This is a genomic window from Spirosoma validum, assembly GCF_014699035.1.
GTDB classification, from domain to species: domain Bacteria; phylum Bacteroidota; class Bacteroidia; order Cytophagales; family Spirosomataceae; genus Spirosoma; species Spirosoma validum.
Window position 1 is genome coordinate 39,047 of record NZ_JACXAA010000018.1, and the last position, 19,782, is coordinate 58,828.

General features: G+C 45.4%; 12 protein-coding genes. 8 read left to right on the top strand and 4 right to left on the bottom strand.

The window, feature by feature from the left end; genetic code table 11:
- Positions 1 to 91 precede the first annotated feature (91 nt).
- The gene (gene galB / locus IC230_RS30200; RefSeq protein ID WP_223860947.1) at positions 92 to 2,899 is read left to right on the top strand and encodes a beta-galactosidase GalB; all 2,808 of its coding nucleotides are present in this window, start codon (positions 92 to 94) and stop codon (positions 2,897 to 2,899) included.
- Between the two features lie 46 nt (positions 2,900 to 2,945).
- On the opposite strand, the gene IC230_RS30205 is transcribed toward galB, so the two are convergent.
- From IC230_RS30205 to IC230_RS30220, 4 genes are all read right to left on the bottom strand, one after another.
- Positions 2,946 to 3,113, bottom strand: a complete 168-nt coding sequence (locus IC230_RS30205; protein WP_191042812.1) for a hypothetical protein — start codon at positions 3,111 to 3,113, stop codon at positions 2,946 to 2,948.
- Between the two features lie 1,021 nt (positions 3,114 to 4,134).
- Complete coding sequence (locus IC230_RS30210) at positions 4,135 to 4,428, bottom strand: ArsR/SmtB family transcription factor (protein WP_191042813.1); 294 nt, start codon at positions 4,426 to 4,428, stop codon at positions 4,135 to 4,137.
- 208 nt (positions 4,429 to 4,636) lie between these two features.
- Positions 4,637 to 6,652 (bottom strand): choice-of-anchor A family protein, encoded by a 2,016-nt coding sequence (locus IC230_RS30215; RefSeq protein WP_191042814.1) that lies wholly within the window; start codon positions 6,650 to 6,652, stop codon positions 4,637 to 4,639.
- A gap of 799 nt (positions 6,653 to 7,451) precedes the next feature.
- The gene (locus tag IC230_RS30220; RefSeq protein ID WP_191042815.1) at positions 7,452 to 7,625 is read right to left on the bottom strand and encodes a hypothetical protein; all 174 of its coding nucleotides are present in this window, start codon (positions 7,623 to 7,625) and stop codon (positions 7,452 to 7,454) included.
- A 441-nt stretch (positions 7,626 to 8,066) separates the two neighbouring features.
- On the opposite strand from IC230_RS30220, the gene IC230_RS30225 reads away from it, so the two are divergent.
- The 7 genes from IC230_RS30225 to IC230_RS30255 all read left to right on the top strand — a co-directional run bounded on the left by IC230_RS30225 (position 8,067) and on the right by IC230_RS30255 (position 19,777).
- Positions 8,067 to 8,684, top strand: coding sequence for an RNA polymerase sigma factor (locus IC230_RS30225; RefSeq protein WP_317171869.1), 618 nt, complete (start codon positions 8,067 to 8,069; stop codon positions 8,682 to 8,684).
- A gap of 116 nt (positions 8,685 to 8,800) precedes the next feature.
- Positions 8,801 to 9,919, top strand: coding sequence for a FecR family protein (locus tag IC230_RS30230; RefSeq protein ID WP_191042816.1), 1,119 nt, complete (start codon positions 8,801 to 8,803; stop codon positions 9,917 to 9,919).
- A 199-nt stretch (positions 9,920 to 10,118) separates the two neighbouring features.
- Positions 10,119 to 13,619 carry a TonB-dependent receptor gene (locus IC230_RS30235; RefSeq protein ID WP_223860948.1) on the top strand — a complete coding sequence of 1,167 codons (3,501 nt, stop codon included), beginning with the start codon at positions 10,119 to 10,121 and terminating at the stop codon, positions 13,617 to 13,619.
- Between the two features lie 72 nt (positions 13,620 to 13,691).
- Entirely contained in the window at positions 13,692 to 15,143 is a 1,452-nt protein-coding gene (locus IC230_RS30240; RefSeq protein WP_191042817.1) for a RagB/SusD family nutrient uptake outer membrane protein, read from the top strand.
- Between the two features lie 78 nt (positions 15,144 to 15,221).
- Entirely contained in the window at positions 15,222 to 15,776 is a 555-nt protein-coding gene (locus IC230_RS30245; protein ID WP_191042818.1) for a gluconate 2-dehydrogenase subunit 3 family protein, read from the top strand.
- A gap of 36 nt (positions 15,777 to 15,812) precedes the next feature.
- A complete protein-coding gene (locus tag IC230_RS30250) occupies positions 15,813 to 17,522 on the top strand; it encodes a GMC oxidoreductase (protein WP_191042819.1) in 1,710 nt (569 codons plus the stop codon).
- A 65-nt stretch (positions 17,523 to 17,587) separates the two neighbouring features.
- Entirely contained in the window at positions 17,588 to 19,777 is a 2,190-nt protein-coding gene (locus IC230_RS30255) for a hypothetical protein (protein WP_191042820.1), read from the top strand.
- Positions 19,778 to 19,782: the final 5 nt, after the last annotated feature.

Below are 19,782 nucleotides of genomic sequence, written 5' to 3' on the forward strand. Positions count from 1 at the left end.
GAATTTCCGTTTTAGATGTCAGTGGTTATACGTATATACGATAGCCAAACCAAAGATCCCCCCTACAACCAATGGGTTATCAACGTTTAAGATGAAACAAAAAACGTTTCTCTCCTGGGCTTTTTGCTCCAGACTAATGTATGGTACGTTCTTCGTTTTTACAGCGATTATGTCCACTGTTGGTCAGGCCGTAAAAACTAATAGTACATCTGATGTCATTACGTCTATCAACAGAGAGCGTATAAAGCTCAACGAAGGTTGGCGATTTATGCGCTATGGCGCCGAACCCGATAAACTGCTCTATGATATTCGCCCACCTATACAAGAGGCAAATGACAGCAAAGTAGCCGACTCAAAACCTACTGAAGCGATCAAGTTAGAAGCAGGCGATGGCGTATTGAAAAAATGGATTCTACCAACGGCGAATGATTTTATCAAAAATCCCTCCCAAAAACATATACGGCCTGCTGGCGAGCCAGGCGCAGATTTTTCGTTTGTAAAAGAAAATTTTGCCGACAATACCTGGGAACAAATAACCTTACCCCACGACTGGGCAATCAAAGGCCCGTTTTATGATGGTGATAAACCAGAAGTAGGGGGCGGAATGGGACGACTACCTAGCCACGGGGTAGCCTGGTACCGCAAAAAAATAACTATACCGGCTACTGACCAGGGTAAAATCATTTACCTGGGTATTGACGGGGCTATGTCTTATGCCATGGTTTGGCTCAATGGACATTTGGTTGGAGGCTGGCCATACGGCTATAATTCGTTTCGTTTAAACCTCACGCCCTATGTGAACGTTGGCGGAGTCAATCAGATAGCGATTCGGGTAGATAATCCCAACCACTCGGCAAGATGGTATCCGGGTGGCGGAATTTACCGTAACGTATGGCTGACCAAAGTATCTCCCGTGCATGTGGCTCAGTGGGGGACGTTTATTACCACACCTAACGTATCAGTAACCGAAGCTACCATTCACGTATCGGTACAAATCCAGAACAAAGCGAAAACTGATCAGACTGTTGACGTAAAAACCGAAATTTACGTACTGACCGATATTGCCACTCGAACTCAAAAGCCTGTCGGTATATTCCCAGCTGAAAAAATCACCATAAAAGCTGGCGAAAGCGGGGTGAACGAACGACAATTGATTCTCAAAAATCCGAAACGCTGGGGGCCCTACCCATCGCAAAAGCCTAATCTATATATAGCTCGTACCCAACTTTTAAAAAATGGTAAGCTGATCGATGAATACGATACGCAATTCGGTATCCGAAAAATCGAGTTTAACCCAATCAAAGGCTTGCTGGTCAATGGTCAATCAGTCCGAATACAAGGCGTAAATCAGCACCATGATTTATGGGCGTTAGGCGCTGCATTCAACATACGGGCTGCCGAACGCCAGCTTGAGTTGCTACGTGAACTGGGTTGTAATGCCATTCGAATGGCCCACAATCCCCCCGCCCCCGAGTTACTTGATTTGACTGACCGAATGGGTTTTCTGGTCATTGATGAAATCTTCGATAGTTGGGAGCGAAAAAAAACACCTCATGATTTTCATTTGATTTTTCCCGATTGGCATGAGCCAGACACTCGGGCGTTTATTCGCCGGGATCGGAATCATCCGTCCATCATGGCCTGGAGCTTTGGCAACGAAGTGGGCGAACAATACACAGATACCGCCGGAGCAGCCATTGCCCAAAAATTACACGATATCGTACACGAAGAAGACCCCACCAGACCTGCGTCGGCCTCCGAGAACTATGCCAAGCCCGATATGCCGTTTTCAAAAGTAATGGACTTTATGAGTCTTAATTATCAGGGTGAGGGGATTAGAGATGCTCCTGCCTACGCTCACTTAAAAGGCATTCGAACATCACCATTATACCCGGCTTTTCAAAAAGCATTTCCGGATAAGATGATTGTGAGCAGTGAGACGGCCTCCGCCCTGAGTACACGTGGTTCTTACCTTTTTCCAGTGAGTACGGATAACTCGGCCCCAGTGGGCAACAGTACAGGAGGAAATCCTGAAACGAAAGAAGTAAGTGCCTATGAACTTTATACGGCCGCGTTTGGAGCATCTGCCGATAAGGTTTTTGCTTCACAGGATCGTCATCCCTACGTAGCAGGTGAATTTGTCTGGACGGGTTGGGACTATCTGGGTGAGCCAACACCCTACTACACCGCTCGTAGTTCCTATTCCGGCATTATTGATTTGGCTGGTTTCAAAAAAGATCGATTTTATTTATACCAATCGCGCTGGAGACCCGAGTTACCGATTGCTCATATAGTACCCCATTGGAACTGGCCCAATCGTGTAGGTGAAATCACACCTGTGCATGTGTTTACATCGGGCGATGAAGCTGAACTGTTTCTGAATGGGCAATCACTTGGTCGGAAAAAGAAAAACGAGTTTGAGTACCGTCTTCGCTGGGATGATGTCAACTATCAGCCTGGTGAACTGAAAGTAGTGGCTTACAAAAAAGGGGGAAAGTGGGCAGAGGAAATTGTAAGAACCACCGACAAAGCTGCGAAACTGCTAGCATCCGTTGATCATACGAAAATCAAAGCTGACGGTGAAGACCTGGCCTTTATAACGGTAAAAATTACAGATAAAAACGGTCGAATGATTCCCGACGCCAACAACAGGGTAAGCTTCCGATTGCAGGGTCCCGGAGAAATAGTAGCTACCGACAATGGAGACCCAGCCAACCTGGTATCTTTTGCTTCACACGAGCGTCAGGCCTATCATGGTATGGTGCTGGTGATTATCCGGGCAAAAAAAGGTACGGGAGGCCGCTTGTCTCTGACGGCAAAAGCCGATGGATTAGCACCAACTCAACTGGAAGTCTACAGCGAAAGCCTATGTCTGACGTGTACCCGAAAATTCCTGTAATGCTGTTGCTAAACAGCAATATTATACCCAATTCATATACGCAAACTTACCATTTAATTACTTCGGGCTGCCTGCGAAAGCTCAACGTAATGCAGAACATTTTACCATATTGAGCCTCTAATTCCAGCTTCATCACTAATGCTTCACCATAGGTTTTGTGACGCGTTGTAAAACGGAGCCCGTCAGCTACAATCACTAATAGATATGGGTACATCGATAAAAATTAGAGTGGTTGACTAAGTTGATCCAGTAATAAGCAAGATGAGTGTGGATCGTATATTAATGAGGATGTGTGTGAAAGTAGTGCTCTCAAAAATAATATAACCAAAATAGCATATGGCCAATTTGAAGACAACGCAAATCTACTAAACGGTTACCTATTTTATAGTAACACTAAATGGTTTTCTCAAACAAGAAGTAGTATATACCTGGTAAATTCTTTGAATAGAAGGCCAATAATACACCACTTAGTAAATCAGTGCATTAACTTAACCTATTTATAGTCAAGAGAATATCATGCGTAAGCACATACATTCATTTTTGACAATTATCTAACCTAAACGTAGGTATATGTCAAAAAAAAGTAACTAATTATGAAGAAATTATTCGTCAATACCTTTCTTAGAACACAATGAATGCTTTGAGAAACGTTATAGACGGTACGTCGACAAAGTTTACCAGCAGTGTTTATATATGATCAGAGACGCTGAACAGACCCAGGATTTTAACCAGGATGTATTTACGATAGCTTTTAGTAAACTGGAAGCCTTTCAAAAGCGGTCTAGTTTCTCTACTGCCCGGCTGGATCAACGCTATCGCCCATAATTGTTACTCCGATTAATTACGCTTGGTCAAATAACTCAACACAACTTCAATTGATGAAAGGCGGGAAAACTGCTTAAGTGAGCCAGATGAAATATTGGCAGAAGAGGAGCGCTTCGAACTAGCGCGTCAGGCATTGGAAAGTTTGCCAATCCAGGTTTAATACCTTTCGTAAAATCCTACCCAATTTACCGTCAGTCGTTGAACGGATTTACCACTCGTTGAAGCTAATAACGTAGCGAGCTTAGACCGAATCCCATCTCTAGGAAATACGGAAATATATCAAGGTGATACAGGAAGAGCCTTAGAGGTAGTCCGATTGATAGTTCTTTTTTTCAATTGTTGAGCGGATACAGTATGATCACCTCACGATGAACTCAGTTCTAAGCTAAGCTTTTGCCACCCTATTTTCCCTAATGCATTGGTTTATTTAATAATAACTTAACTGCTTCAGCAAAAGTCGTATCGGCTAAGCTATAATAGATTTCTTTCCCTCGTCTGACATTATTAAGCAGTCCTCTGTCTTTCATCTTGATCAAATGATGAGACAATGCCGATTGATCAATCTTCAATTGAGTTTGTAAAGTTGAAACATTAATAGAAGGCTGTTCAATCAGGACCAGTAAAACCCGTAATCGGATTGGATGAGCAATTGTTTTGAGCAATTCGGCAGCCTGCTCTGTGCTTTGAGAATTAGTTGACGGCATCGCAATAAAAGAGATTAAGCAAGCTACAATATCTGATGCATGAAAGCAACAACATTCGGTTCATTTTTATTTTACTATTCATCATTGTAATGTATTATAGTATGTTAATTAGTAATCAAAGGTTTTTATTGAAAAACAAAAACACAGTTACTCTATACTATTCGAGAAAAATATTCATTAGAAAATAGGGTAATTTGTACTACTATGCTCATTGTTGGAAATAGTCGATTTTGTCAGCGTCAACGTTATTGTTGACCCGGTTTTCTCCGCCACTACCCCCCAAAATGACTGAGCTCATCGTCAAAACACCCGTTGTCGCCCCTGGTGTTAACGTACCTGTGAAGCCAAAGGATAGCTTGTCACCTGCAGGCACAACTGAAGTAGTAGTTAAAATATAATACGTAGGATCCAGGCTATTGCATGTCCAGAGTGTATTTTGGACTGTTTTATTGTTAATTGAGGTGGCGTTAGTCGGAAATGAAAGACTGATTTTGGCATCTCGTGTTACCTTAACTGTAATAAGGCCATTGGTCGCTATTGAATTCAGTTCTACGACATCCACGACAACGGTAATTTCTGTTGTACCATAAATCGTTGAAGGGCGGGCGTAAATGATAGGGGTTAAATCGGGTAAAGTTTTAACACCGAAATTAACGTCTGTCACACTGTTCGTACTTACCGCTACTGAAATAACGCCGTCGGGAGTGCCATCGCTCCCCGAACCAGTACCAATGTGTTCACCAGTGTTAATCACTCCACCTGTGAGCGTAGTACTGGGAGGACCAGAGCCCACTACAGCGGGGTAATTGCTTAGTACTATCGAGTAAGAGGCATTAGGCGTAACATTTGTAAAAGCATAAGTGCCGTTGGTAAGCGTAGTCGTGGCTTTTACTTTTCCATCGGAGCCCACCAGACTGGCTGAGAACGTATTGCCCGAAAGAGTATTGACTGGCGTACCATTAACCGTTCCATCTGTCAGACCATTGCTATCATTAAAGACACTACCCGAAATAGTAATGGAGGAAGTTGTTGGGATGTTACCACTGAACGGGAAGAAATGCATCTCCCCGCCTGAGTGGACAAGAGAGTTGGCGATCAATTGGCCTTCTATATTTGCCTGATTGATCGTTTTAACCACATCTGCAAAAGGGGCCAAAACACTACCTGAAATTTGTGAATTACCTGCAATTTGAAGGTTCGTCGTGTTGTAAAAATTCCACAAAATATAAGGCGTCCCATTACCCATTCCCCCTTGGTTAGGCGTGTTCCAGACAAAGGTGGTTCCCGCAGCATCAACATTAATGACTAATACGCGATTTGCCGAAGGTTTTTTGTTACTGTCATTCGAATAGGTTAGAGTCTGAATCTTATTCAAATCAGATCCTTTTATATTCCAGACGTTAATACTATACTCTAGATTTACATAGACCTGACCAGGCATATTAGTAACATCAAGAGGATTGCCATTTGCATTGGTCAATGAAATGTTATCTGCCTTTTGGGACAAGCTTACCGAGTTAGCTTTCAACGTAGTAAAAGCACTAGCAAAAGCAACGATATTGTCTTTACAAACTGGTGTATTGGTTTCTGTTGAGCTATTGGCATTGGTATTGATCTGAATGTATGGCTCGCTATTGTAGCCAGCCGTCGATTTAGTCACTCGCATGGTCGAGTAAGCGTTATTATCATTCTGATACCAGACTTTCAGAACATCGCTAGACGTATTTCCCTGGCAAGCGCCAATTTTTGCGTACGTATTACTGTTGACCTGAAGAATACCACTTTGTAATTTAACGCCCTTACCAACGACTAGACCAACTGGATAACCATTAACCATAAAGGAGCTGCCATGAGTAGCTACCTGATAATAACCGGCTACAGTCAGGTTGCCACCTATCGCCACCGGCCCATCACTTTCGTTCGTAGACAATGTGGCATCATTTGCCAGAAACACATTAAATTTATCAGCCAGGGCAAGTGGATTTTGGGCTAGTGTCTGTGAAAACTGTCCTACACTTAGAAAACAAACAAGTACTAAAGCGCGATAAATTTTCGAAAATGAATAAGTAAATGACGATAAGCTAATCAGCGAATAATTCGACTTGGTATGTTGAGCAGCATTTTTATCAGATAGAGACTGCTTAGCTTTTGCTGTATGCGTATAAATATATTCAGAGTAAGCACTAGATATAATTGTGGATAGAAACAATTTAATAGTCTTCATCGAGCCTGACTTTGTTTAATGGTATATGTCTACAAAATCCTACAGATTATGCTTGATTCGTAGTTGCAACCTGGACTTTATAAAAACCCGAAAGTCACTCGTTACACCAAAAACAGTCGACTTATTATTATTCAATTAAACTCAAACAGCTTCCTTAGTTTAAACTTCTATTATACAGACACATACAATTAAAAAACATAATACTCAGCTATAAATATTTACATTTATAAAAATAGATTTCTTTTTGGTTATCAGCCTTTATTTATATTTAAATTTTAGTTTATCTTTAGTAATAATCAATTAAAATGTGATTCATAAATTTAATATATTACACATTTTGTTACCGCCTTATTATTTACTCTGACGAGGTATATTTCAACTACTCATCTTGAAGAATAAAAAATTGCTGGCGGTAGCACAACCTATCCATTTCTAATTGAAAATTCATAAATAAGATATACCGTATAAGCATACTTTACTGAACGAATGAACAGCCATTAGAGTAGAAAAATAGTGAAAACGTTGGCTATTTTAAAGTGGAAGAAGTATATGACAATTGTATAATTTTACTTAAAAGTTATACTAAAATACTAATATCATTAGTAATAGACTTCGTCGTCGTTCCTTAGTTACCTATTGTGAATTTGTATCATGTATAGCCAGCGGGTCAACAGTAAGATGAATATACGCAACTGGCTTCTTGGGGTATAGCTTCTAAACCTAAGCTATACCCCAGGAAGCCAGTTGCGTATAGATCAATAACCAGAGAAGCAGCTTTTCTGATAAGATCAGAATGTGTTCATGTTCGTTTAATTAATCGCTTTTTGCTTACAGTAGATGATACGTTATACTGATGATGCACTTTGTCCACATACCGCTCATAAAGCAGTTTAAAATAATCAGGTGATCTGTTGAGCCGGTATTGAGCAATAAGTTCCTGGTTGGTTAAGAAAGAGTCGTTAGAACGTGACATATTGGGTAAGAGTTATGGATTATTCAATGTGAAAGCTAACTACCCAACGTGTCTGAATTGTCGGGGCAAAGCGTAATCGACCAAATTTAAAATCCGCTGGCAAGTAACGCTCATACCCATTGATTCGCTAACACTCTCGTTGCATTCTTTAACGCTCTCGTTGCATCTGAAGGAAAAGTCTACAGTTCAGGTTTCCTGAAGAAGTTGTCGTGTTGATATAAAGGACGGGATGAATGCAGATAAGCCATCCAGCAGATGACCTGGCTAAGTGTGCTGGAACGGATCATTTATTAGCCAGAAAATTAGTTAGCCTATTTATACCGACCCTAAAAGATTTTAGCGATTGAGGTCAGTCTTTCACATATAAATTGTATTTTACACATCTTTTATTAAGTTTATTCAATTGTAGATTTTCAACAATCAGGTTGTTTATAAGCAACAGTGGCCAGTTTACCTACCTTTTGGATTCATTCGACCGATCAGCAGCTTTGGCAGGGTCTTTGCGAAGGAGATGATGCTGCTTTGACGGCTATTTTCGACCGTTACCATGTTACGTTATATAATTATGGCCGTAAACTCTCTTCCGATTCAGATTTAATCAAGGATGCAGTTCAGGAGGTCTTTATTGATATCTGGCGCATGAGAGCCACTCTATCGAGAGAAATTACGTCTATCAAATTTTATCTGTATCGTGCCTTACGTCGTCGATTGCAGCGAATCCAGGGAAAATATCAGCTCGGCGAAGATATTCAGGAGATCTATGATGACGAAACTACTTTAACCGTCATTAATGAAGAAACGGTGCAAATTGAAGAGGAGTCCCGCGACTTGCTACGTCGTCGTTTGCAGGAACTCCTCACGCAGTTACCCAAGCGGCAAGTAGAAGCCCTGACTCTATACTACTACGATGATTTTGGCATTCGCGAAATCGCTCAGATTATGGATGTCAACGAAAAATCCGTCCGGAACTTCCTCCATCGAGGCCTTAAGGCGCTTCGCCACAATCGGAACTGGCTTATCGGTTCGCTATTAATTCTCTTGTTTTTAATCAATCAGTGAAATCTTCTCGAAAAATAGTTAGCTGGTAAAGAGGTCATCCGATGGTTTAGTGCATCTTTCTAATTAAAGGAGAATAATTCTATATCTTCTTGTGTGGGTGCCGTTTTCTTGACACTATGAAACAAGCTTCGTATTCGCTGATAGACTTTCTGAAAGACCCTGACTTTCGGGATTGGGTAAAGCATCCTGATGAAGCACAGGATATATATTGGCAGCAGTTTCAGGAGTTACACCCAGACAAGAAACCCGTATTGGAGCAGGCCCGTCAATACGTATTGGTATTAGCCGAACAGACAGCTCAGGATAAACCGTCAATGGCCGAAAGCCAGTTGATGCGGCAAACCATTCAGCAGCGAATTCACGAAACGACTATTCCATTTACGCCTTCGGTAGCCTACAACTGGTCGTGGACTCGCATAGCCGCTTCAGTAGTGCTGGTATTAGGACTAGGTATAACGGCATATTGGTATAGTCAAAACGAAAAACAACCTCAAGGCTACCAGCGCTTTATTCAATCGGCTCCTCAGGGAACAGCATTGAGTGAAACCCGTAATAATGACACCAAACCGCTGACCATTTTTTTAAGCGACGGTAGTTCGGTTGTGCTCCAGCCAGGAAGTCGCTTGAGTTATCCGAATACGTTAACGAAGCGCGAAGTATATCTGACGGGGAAAGCCTTTTTTGAAGTCGTGAAAGACCCTGCAAACCCGTTTTTGGTATATACGCGGGGAGTAGCCACGAAAGTCCTGGGCACCAGTTTTTCCATTGACGCTCCTGAGACAAATCAGCCTATCAAAGTGGCGGTTAAAACTGGGAAGGTAGCGGTTTATTCACTCGATGAGACTACTTCTCTTTACCCGGAATCGACAGATTCAGAACAGAATAGTCTGGTATTGACCCCCAATCAAAGTGCTGAATACGTAGCTGATAGCCACCATTTAGTTCGAAAAACAGATACTGTTTCTACGTTCCTCCAGCCCGGTACGTTGATCGTTGCCAAGCAGTCGTTTGATTTTGATGAAACGCCCGTGTCGGACGTGTTCCGTACGCTTGAAAAAGCCTATGGTATCGATATCGTTTATAATGAATCGGCATTGGGCAAATGCTCACTGACGGCATCGCTGGTCGGCCAGCCTTTTCACGAAAAATTATCGGCAGTCTGTAAGGCCCTTGATGCTCACTACTCTATACAGGGTAATCAAGTAGTGATTACAGGTGGTCAGCGTTGTCAATAATCGTTACTATTCCTAACCCTAATCTGAAACACCTTAAACCCAGCTACGACCACAAAAAAGGCCAGCCATGTTGCCGCACGACTGACCTCTGAAACTCCCCTACTTACTGACCTGACGATCTAAAGTCATTCACTGATAATGAATGGATTAGGGGGACTTTGTCGAATTTTTCGCTCACCCAACAAGCCGTAACAAATGTATGCAAAAACTACCACTGGCACATGACCGTCTGTTAACAATCATGCGTATTACCTTCATCCAATGGTTTTTGGTGTGTGCGCTAGCCGGAATGTCATGGGCACGTGATGGAAGAGCGCAACAACTTCTCGACCAGAAAGTTACAATTCAGGTCGAAGGACAGCATGTAAAAAAAGTACTACAACAGATTGAAAAACAAGTTGATGCACGATTCGTTTTTAGTCCGCAACTGATTCAATCCAACCGTAAAATAACCGTACGCAGTCAGGCAGAGCCACTTGCGGATGTCCTGAATCGTATCCTGAAACCACTTCAACTGACCTACGAAGTCAGCGGGAATAACATCATTATCAAGCCCGAACACACTGCTAAATCGGCTCAGAACGGCGAGATTAAACCCGTAGAATCTACGACTCTTGACGTAGCTGTACGTACCATTACCGGTATCGTTGCAGACGCGGGTGGCGAAGCTTTACCAGGCGTAAACGTTCTGATAAAAGGAACACAAAAAGGCACAACGACTGACGCGACAGGCCAATTCAGAATCGATATGGCCGATACCGAAACAACGTTGGTTTTCAGCTTCGTTGGCTATCTGAAACAGGAAGTTGCTGTCAGCAGCCAGACATCCCTATCGGTAACGATGACCGCCGATACCAAGTCACTGGGCGAAGTGGTCGTGGTCGGTTACGGTACGCAGAAACGCTCTGACGTAACGGCGGCCATCGCTTCAGTGCCGATGAGCGAAGTGAAAGACATGCCTGTATCGAACGTAGCAACGGCCTTACAGGGAAAAATTCCCGGCGTTGTTATTCAGCAGAGCAGTGGCGCACCCGGCAGTACGCCAGCAATCAAAATCAGGGGATTCGGATCGATCAGCGCGGGTAACTCACCTCTGGTTGTAGTCGATGGCAATATTGTTGGTTCGAACGTATTTGGGTTATTGAACAGCATCGACATTGAAAGCATCGACGTATTGAAAGACGCTTCGTCTACAGCCATCTACGGCTCAAAAGGGTCGAACGGGGTTTTGCTGGTAACGACGAAACGCGGAAAACCTGGCCGGACAAGCGTTAATCTGGATGTGTATACGGGTTTTCAGGTGGTGACGAAAAAAATCGACCTGTTGAACTCACAGCAGTACGCTGAATTCGCCAGAGAAGCCGCTAATACGGCTTATGTGGAGAACGTAGCAGGTGGTAAAGCAACGGATCCCAACAGCGTTCGGCCAGCCAGTTATCTACGCTACCGCTACCCGAGGGGCGATCTGTTCGACTGGTTCAATTACGACGATCCAACCAACGTAGCAAACCTACCCTATACCGATTTTCAGGATCTGATTTTCCGGAAGGCTAAAATGAGCAGCTATCAGCTTTCGGTTTCGGGCGGTAACGAAAAAGCCCGTTTTTTGGTCAGTGGCAGCTATTTAAAGCAGGATGGTATCATTCTGAAATCGTCACTGGATCGGTACATTTTCCGGGCTAATGTCGAAGTCAATCTTTTACCCAGACTTAAACTTGGGTTTAATCTTAATCCTTCCTTCCGAACCCAGCAGGAAGTCATTGCTGAAGGTCAGTGGTTTAACGGCGGAATCATCACTGCAGCGTTAGCAGCCATACCGATGGCCCCAATTTATGCTGCGGACGGTTCTTACTCGTCTCAACTGGCGTTAGGTGCGCCTTATAACTTGCCGGGCGTTACCAACCCACTGGCCAATATTACCGAATACAGCAGCCCCTATCAATCCTCAAATCTGCTGGGTAATCTCTACGCCGAATACAGTTTCCTGAACGATTTTACGTGTCGGGTGTCGGGTAACATCAATTTTAGCGGCAATCGACGGAATACGTATCGTACGTCGAGAATGCCACTGAGTAACGTATTACCGCCTACAACCGCAACAGGCAGTGCTTACTCGGATCAGGGAATAGGGTGGTTGTTTAATCAGGTGCTTACGTACAACAAGACAATCAGGTCAGTTCACAATTTCGAGGCTTTAGTCGGCATGGAATCAACAACGTCGAAAGTAGAGTCGAGCAGTACGTCGGCGAGTGCTTTTGCCAATGATGTGGTTGAAACCTTAAACGGAAGCGCCCAGGGATCGACAACAACGGCCTGGTCATTTAGAACCGAAAATGCGTCGGTTTCTTATTTTGCCCGGGCCAATTACAACTTCAAAGGTAAGTATCTGGTCAATCTATCCGTTCGCCGGGATGGGTCGTCCATCTTCGGCCCAGACAATCGTTGGGGTACGTTCCCAGCGGGTTCGCTAGGGTGGCGTATTAGCGAAGAGTCATTCATGAAAGGAATACGTACCGTGTCCGAAACAAAACTTCGGGCCAGCTATGGGCTTTCGGGCAATAACGCGTTCGCTGATAATTACCCGTACGTGGCCGTTCTAAGACCTGACAACTACAGTTTCAATAATAATCTGGTCAATGGATTAGCGCCATCTTCGCTGGCCAATTCCAGGCTGGGGTGGGAGAAGAATCAGCAGTTTGATATCGGTATTGATGTGGGTTTGTTCAATAACCGCGTCTATCTGATTGCCGATTATTACCACCGAATCACAAAAGACCTGCTCTTATCGGTCAATGTTCCGTCGCTCACGGGCTTCACGACAGCGTATAAAAACATTGGCAAGATGGAAAACAAAGGCTGGGAGTTTTCGCTGAATACACGTAACACCACCAAAGGTCTTGTCTGGACCACCACAGCTAATCTTTCGTTCAATAGAAACAAAGTGTTGGCATTGGGTCCCACAGGTGACCCGATCCGGACGAGCAATGGTAGCATCAGCGAGATTAACATTACCGAGATTGGTTCACCCATCGGTAGTTTCTATGGCTACAAACAAATCGGTATCTTCCAGAATCAGGCCGATCTGGACGCCAATCCCCACGACATTACGTCCCGACCAGGCGACGTGAAATATGTGGACGTAAACGGCGACGGTAAAATTACGGCAAACGACCGAACCAACATTGGCAACAATCAGCCCGATTTTATTTACGGACTGACCAATTCGTCCAGCTACAAAGGTTTCGACCTGAACGTCGCGATTCAGGGAACACAGGGCGCTAAGGCACTTAACTTAGGACGGCGTTTTTTTGATAATGTCGAAGGGAATCAGAACCAGCTGACGACCGTACTAAACCGCTGGCGTTCAGAAAGTGAGCCTGGCGATGGCATAACTCCTCGCGCTAACGCCCGCACAACGGGTATCAATAACGTAGTGTCTTCTCGCTGGGTAGAAGACGCCAGCTATTTACGAATTCAGAACGTTAGTCTGGGCTACCGGCTTCCAACTGATTTGATCAATAAAGTCAAACTACAGCAGGTACGGATTTATGTATCGGCACAAAATCTTTACACCTGGACGAAATACCTCAATTATAATCCGGAAGTAAGCAATTATGAAGGCCCGTTATCGGCAGGTATTGATTATGGAACGTACCCGTTGGCGAGAACCGTTACGTTCGGTCTCAGCGCAGGATTCTAATGATCTACACCCATTACGTTAGTCGTTGATTAACAGACAAATATTGATTAGATTAGTCTTAACCGTCGAAAGATGAAGACATACAATACCCTTATTACCTTGTTGCTCCTGCACTTGCTCAGCGCGTGTAGCCAGAGTTATCTGGACCTAAAACCTATATCATCTCCAACCTCTGATAACTTCTATAAAACAGCCGACGATATCCGAAACGCTGTAAATGGTAGCTACGCAGCCTTGCAGGCCGATGGTATTGCAGGATTCAGTTACGTTTTTGCTGAGATTGCTTCTGACAATACTGTACCCGTAGCGTCGGGCTCGGTAACGGATCAGGATGAGTTCGACCGATTTTACATCCGTACCACGAACCCCTACATTTCCGGGCGCTGGAATGATAGTTACAGCGCCATTGCCCGCTTTAACAACATTTTGGATAAAGTTGGCGGAATCACAATGGATGCAACCCTTAAGAAACGATACACTGCTGAAGTTAAGTTTTTGCGGGGACTGGTCTATTTCAACCTGGTTCGTACGTTCGGCGATGTTCCACTGGTTACGAAAACCATCAATGACCCCGACGAAGGCTATGCATACACACGCAACCCCAAAACCGAAGTATACGCTCTAATCGAGAAAGATCTCACCGAAGCCGAAGCTGATTTACCTGCTACGTATACGGGCGCCGATATCGGCAGAGCTACGAAAGGGGCGGCTAAAGCGCTACTGGGTAAAGTATACCTGACTCAGAAGAACTATTCACAGGCAGCTGCCAAACTAAAAGAAGTGATTAATCTGAATGTATATGCCCTTTTACCCAGCTATGCCGATGTCTTTAAAGTGAGCAATAAAAACCATAAAGAATCGGTATTCGATGTACAGTATAAATCGGGGGGAGCGGGCGAAGGCAATAACTGGCCTAACTCATTCGCCCCTCAGAATTCTGGCAATGCAGTCATTAACTTCAGTGGTGGAGGCAACAATCAACCGACGGACGATCTGGTACGAGCTTTCGAAGTGGGAGACGTTCGCAAAGACCTTTCCCTGGCTACGTCTTATGTAAGCACGAGCGGACAGTTTGTTCCGGGTAACTACGTTAAAAAGTATTTCGATACTCCCGTCGTCAATAACGATAACGGCAACAATATCCCGATCATTCGTTACGCAGATGTCTTATTGATGTATGCAGAATGCGTGAACGAAGCAGGTTATCAGCCAACGGGCGAAGCCTTTACGTACCTGAATCAAATTCGGACGCGGGCGAGTCTGAAACCAAAAACCTCAGTCGATATTCCCGATCAGCAGTCATTTCGGCTGGCGATGGAGCAGGAACGGCGAGTCGAACTAGCCTTTGAAGGGCATCGATGGTATGATCTGGTACGTACCGGGCGGGCCGTTACGGTTATCAACAGCAAAAAAGATCAGATCCGTCTGGTCAATACGTTGACAGACAATAATCTGGTGTTTCCGATCCCACAAAGCCAGATTGACATTAATCAGGACAAAATCAAGCAGAATCCAGGGTATTAAACCGATTCGGGAGCCTTTTACGTAAAGCCACGTAATGAATTGCCAAAAAAAGAACAACTATACGTACTCACTAAACGAATGAACAGACGGGAAGCAGTAACACGAGTCGCCTGGATACTGGGCGGAACCTTTTCGGCACCTACCTTACAGGCGATGAGCCGATGGGAGGAACTGGCAACGAAAGGTAAACTACAGCCTCAGGCAGGGTCGTTTCTGACCGAAACCCAACAGGCCATTGTGGCACGAGTGACCGAACTCATCATCCCCAAAACCGATACCCCCGGTGCGCTGGATGCCGGTGTGCCGGATTTTATGGAGGTGATGCTTCGCGACTGCTACAAAAAACCAGCGCAGGATACGTTTTTGGCCGGCGTTGTTGACCTGGAACGGAAAGGATTCCTGAACCTTCCGCCCGATCAGCAAACGACAACGCTGAAGCAGATTGAAACCGAAGCGCAGAAGAGCACTAGTCCAACGTTCTGGCTCATCACCAAAGAACTGACCCTGCTGGGCTATTTCACCTCGGAAGTCGGGGTTAAAGCGTCGTTTGATTACCAGCCCATTCCGGGACGATTCGAAGCTATTAAAATTAAGCCGGGGCAGAAAGATTTTATGTACGGCAATCAGGCATAGAGCGAAAATCAATCGCTCGTTCACTCATTAATTGATATGAATCTCAATATAAAATCAGAAAAAGCCCAGACCTACGACGCTATTGTGGTGGGATCAGGCATGACGGGAGGCTGGGCCGCCAAAGAACTCACCGAAAAAGGTTTAAAAGTACTGATGATCGAACGGGGCTACGAACTCAAGCACGTCGAAGATTACAAAACAGCGATGAAAGATCCCTGGGAGTTTGAACACCGGGGTAAAATCTCCAACGTAGCGGCCGAAGAACATTACGCAACGATGTATTTTTCGGCCAAAGAAGGTTCACAGCATCTCTACACCAACGACAAAGAACATCCGTACGTCCAGAAGCGCCCGTTCAACTGGATTCGGGCGTACCATACGGGTGGGAAATCGTTGCTGTGGGGTAAGCATACGTATCGCTGGAACCAGGAAGATTTCCTGGCCAATGCCAAACAGGGTATCGGTATCGACTGGCCGATTCGCTATGAAGATCTGGTTCCGTGGTATTCCTACGTCGAAAAGTTTGTGGGTGTCAGCGGCACGCCTGAGAAATTAGCGGTTCTGCCGGATAGTCATTTCCTACCCGGTATGGCGATGACTGCCCCTGAACTTCATTTGAAAAAATCCGTGGCGCAGAAGCTGAATCGACCCATCACGATTGGGCGGGTCGCCCACCTGACCAAAGCGCAACCGCAACATCTGGCCGTGGGTCGAACGGATTGTCAATTCCGGAACCGGTGTTCGCGCGGATGTCCGTATGGGGGTTATTTCAGTTCGTTAGCTGCTACGTTGCCCGCTGCTCGAAACACGAACCGGCTGATGATTGTGCACAATGCCATTGTGAAAGAAATTCTGCTGGACGATAAAACGCAGAAAGCGAAAGGGGTACGAGTCATTGATCAGAACACAATGGAGGTGCGGGAGTTCTACGCCAAAGTGATTTTCCTGAATGCAGGCACCGTCGGCTCTACATCGATTCTGATGAACTCGAAATCGGCTCGTTTCCCCAATGGTCTCGGAAACGACAGTGATCAATTGGGCCGTAATTTAATGGACCATCACCTGGCGATTGGCGCAAGAGCAGACATCGACGGGTTTGAAAATGATTACTTCTTCGGGGCGCGTCCCGGAAGTTTATACATTCCGCGATTCCGCAACTGGGGAAATGATAAGCGGAACTACCTCCGGGGCTTTGGCTACCAGGGTGGCGCTACTCGCGCTGACTGGTCGCGGGGGGCAACAGAAACGGGCTTTGGTGGCGATTTCAAACAGAAAATGACCCAGCCTGGCCCCTGGAAAATTAATCTCAGCGGCTTTGGCGAAGTCCTACCCAATCCGGACAACCGCTTCTACCTCAGCGACGACCAGAAAGACAAATGGGGTCTGCCACAGGTTGTGTTCGACGCTGATTTTGGCGAAAACGAACTAGCCATGCGAAAAGACATCATGAATGACGGCGCCGAAATGCTGGAAGCCGCTGGCTTTAAGAACGTAGTGGCTTACGATAATCCCGTTGCGCACATGGGCCTGGGTATTCACGAGATGGGAACGGCTCGTATGGGAAAAGATCCTAAGACGTCGGTCCTGAACAAGTTTAATCAGGTGCACGCCTGTAAGAACGTATTCGTAACGGATGGATCAGGCATGACTTCGGCCTCAAATGTCAATCCATCATTGACATATATGGCCCTTACAGCTCGCGCAGCAAACCATGCCGTCGAGCAGTTGAAAGCGCGCAGTCTTTGATAGTCAGTTGATTTGGTGAGTTGCTGAATATAGTCTCTGGCTACACTCAGCAACACGAATTCGTTATGCAACGACAATACACGTTTTTCTGGCTGTTCCTTTTGATTTCTTTTCCCCGATCTGTCTTTGCACAAACGAAGGGGGAAAAGAAGCAGCCTATTGTCGTTGCCTTCGATACCACCAACAAACCAATACGTTTTGGGGTAAGCCATCTGGAAAAAGCGCTTCAAAAAGCTGGGCAGTCAGTGAAGATCATGCCGATTAGCTCAGGCAGCTCCAGTGACGCTATTACGTTACGTATCCTGCCGATGAAAAGCGAACCATCGCTCCGGGAAGAAGGCTATCGGATCAGTTACCAGACTGACAGACTTCTGATTACCGCTATTAATGCTACGGGGGCGATGTATGGCGCTATGGATGCAGCGGAGCAGATTCAGATGGGCAAGCCCTGGAAGAAACTACCACCAAAAACGGTTAATCCACATTTTACAGTCCGGGCTTTGAAGGTGAACTTACCATGGTCATCCTATCGAACCGGGCCAGCGATGGAGGTACACAACGAGGTTTGTCGGGACTTAACGTACTGGCAGCGGATGCTGGATCAAATGGCAGAGAATCGCTTCAATGTGCTATCGCTCTGGAATGTGCATCCGTTCTCGTTCATGGTAAAGCCGACTAACTTCCCCGAAGCAAACAACTTTTCAGATAAGGAAATGGCCGACTGGAAACACTTCTGGACGGACTTATTCCGGATGGCAAAAGAGCGCGGGATTGAGCCATACATTGTAAACTGGAACATTGCCGTATCGCCCGAATTTGCGAAGCACTACGGTGTTCAGGAGCGAAACGATACGTCGGCGGTTGTTAAGCGCTATACGCGCGAAGTTGTTACGCAGGTCATTAACGAATATCCCGAATTGGCAGGTATTGGCATTACGTTGGCCGACTGGATGAGCAACTTCAAAACTGACGGTTCAACGCTGCCTGATATGACACCGAAAGATCGGGAAGACTGGCTCGAAGAGACAATTGTAGCTGGAATCAAAGCGGCCAATCGACCCGTTAAGTTTCTGCACCGTTCTGTTCTCTCCGCCGATCCAGGAGAAATGCGACGCGTAATCGATAACGCTAACCTACCGGATACGACGCTGGTCGAAATCAAATTCAACTGGTCGCATGGTCATTCGACACCGGTATTGGCCCTCACCCACGATTCGCATTCTGGTCAGCGTGACGATGGCTATTGGAATCCCTTGCCTAGGAATTACCGGGTTCAGTGGATGATTCGGAACGAGGACTTTTTCATTCTTCGCTGGGGTCAGCCAGATTTTATTCGTCGGCACATTGCGCAAAATACCGCACCTTACGTCAATGGTTATTTTGTTGGCTCAGAGGGCTATATACCGGCGAAAGACTATTCTCACCTGGACAACGCGCATCGCACCTGGACTTATGCCTTTGAGAAACAATGGCTGTTTTATCAACTCTGGGGGCGCTTGCTTTTTGATCCAAAGACACCGGATGCCGTATTTGAGGCCAGTTTCGCAAACCGCTACGGTCTCAAATCTGGTAAATTACTACTCGAAGCGACTGCCGCTGCCAGTCAGATGCCCTTACGTCTGGCATCATTTTACGGCTCTACCTGGGATTATACGCTTTACTCGGAGGGCTTTCTGGCGCCATTTACGGCCAGCAAAGGTTTTCAGGATAACGTATCGGCCTTCATTTCGATCAATGAATTAATCGATCATCAGACGCTGGCTCCCGACTACATGTCCATCAAAGACTACGTCAACTGGAATCAGGAAACGAAAGCTATCCCTAATGGTAAGATCAGTCCGATACTACTTGCCGATCAACTGGAAACGGACAGCAAAACTGTTTTAACGCGAGTAGAACAACTGCGTCCTGGTTCCTCTCCTACGTTGATCTGTGAGTTAGCTGACCTGGAAGCCTGGGCCTATTTGAGCCAGTATTTTGCGGATAAGCTTCGGGCTGGAGTAGCGCTGCATACGTATCGCCTTTCGCAGAATAAAGCGCAGCAGCAACAAGCCGTTGCGTTGCTGACGAAATGCCTGACGCACTGGCGCAAAGTAAGCGAGATTACCGCCAGTCATTACCAGGAAGTGCCTTACATTGAGGGTTATCGGGTAAAAGATAAAGCCTCCATGGACGCCCGCTATTTCTCCTGGACGAAATACCTGCCACAGGTTGAGCGCGATATTCAGTTAGCCCAGAAAAATAATACGGATTAACTCTG

Excerpts from the sequence above, each read along its gene's own strand:
- IC230_RS30205 (WP_191042812.1), bottom strand. The coding sequence starts at position 3,113 with ATGTACCCATATCTATTAGTGATTGTAGCTGACGGGCTCCGTTTTACA.
- IC230_RS30245 (WP_191042818.1), top strand. The coding sequence starts at position 15,222 with ATGAACAGACGGGAAGCAGTAACACGAGTCGCCTGGATACTGGGCGGA.
- galB (WP_223860947.1), top strand. The coding sequence starts at position 92 with ATGAAACAAAAAACGTTTCTCTCCTGGGCTTTTTGCTCCAGACTAATG.
- IC230_RS30240 (WP_191042817.1), top strand. The coding sequence starts at position 13,692 with ATGAAGACATACAATACCCTTATTACCTTGTTGCTCCTGCACTTGCTC.
- IC230_RS30220 (WP_191042815.1), bottom strand. The coding sequence starts at position 7,625 with ATGTCACGTTCTAACGACTCTTTCTTAACCAACCAGGAACTTATTGCT.
- IC230_RS30235 (WP_223860948.1), top strand. The coding sequence starts at position 10,119 with ATGCAAAAACTACCACTGGCACATGACCGTCTGTTAACAATCATGCGT.
- IC230_RS30255 (WP_191042820.1), top strand. The coding sequence starts at position 17,588 with ATGCAACGACAATACACGTTTTTCTGGCTGTTCCTTTTGATTTCTTTT.
- IC230_RS30215 (WP_191042814.1), bottom strand. The coding sequence starts at position 6,652 with ATGAAGACTATTAAATTGTTTCTATCCACAATTATATCTAGTGCTTAC.
- IC230_RS30210 (WP_191042813.1), bottom strand. The coding sequence starts at position 4,428 with ATGCCGTCAACTAATTCTCAAAGCACAGAGCAGGCTGCCGAATTGCTC.
- IC230_RS30250 (WP_191042819.1), top strand. The coding sequence starts at position 15,813 with ATGAATCTCAATATAAAATCAGAAAAAGCCCAGACCTACGACGCTATT.
- IC230_RS30230 (WP_191042816.1), top strand. The coding sequence starts at position 8,801 with ATGAAACAAGCTTCGTATTCGCTGATAGACTTTCTGAAAGACCCTGAC.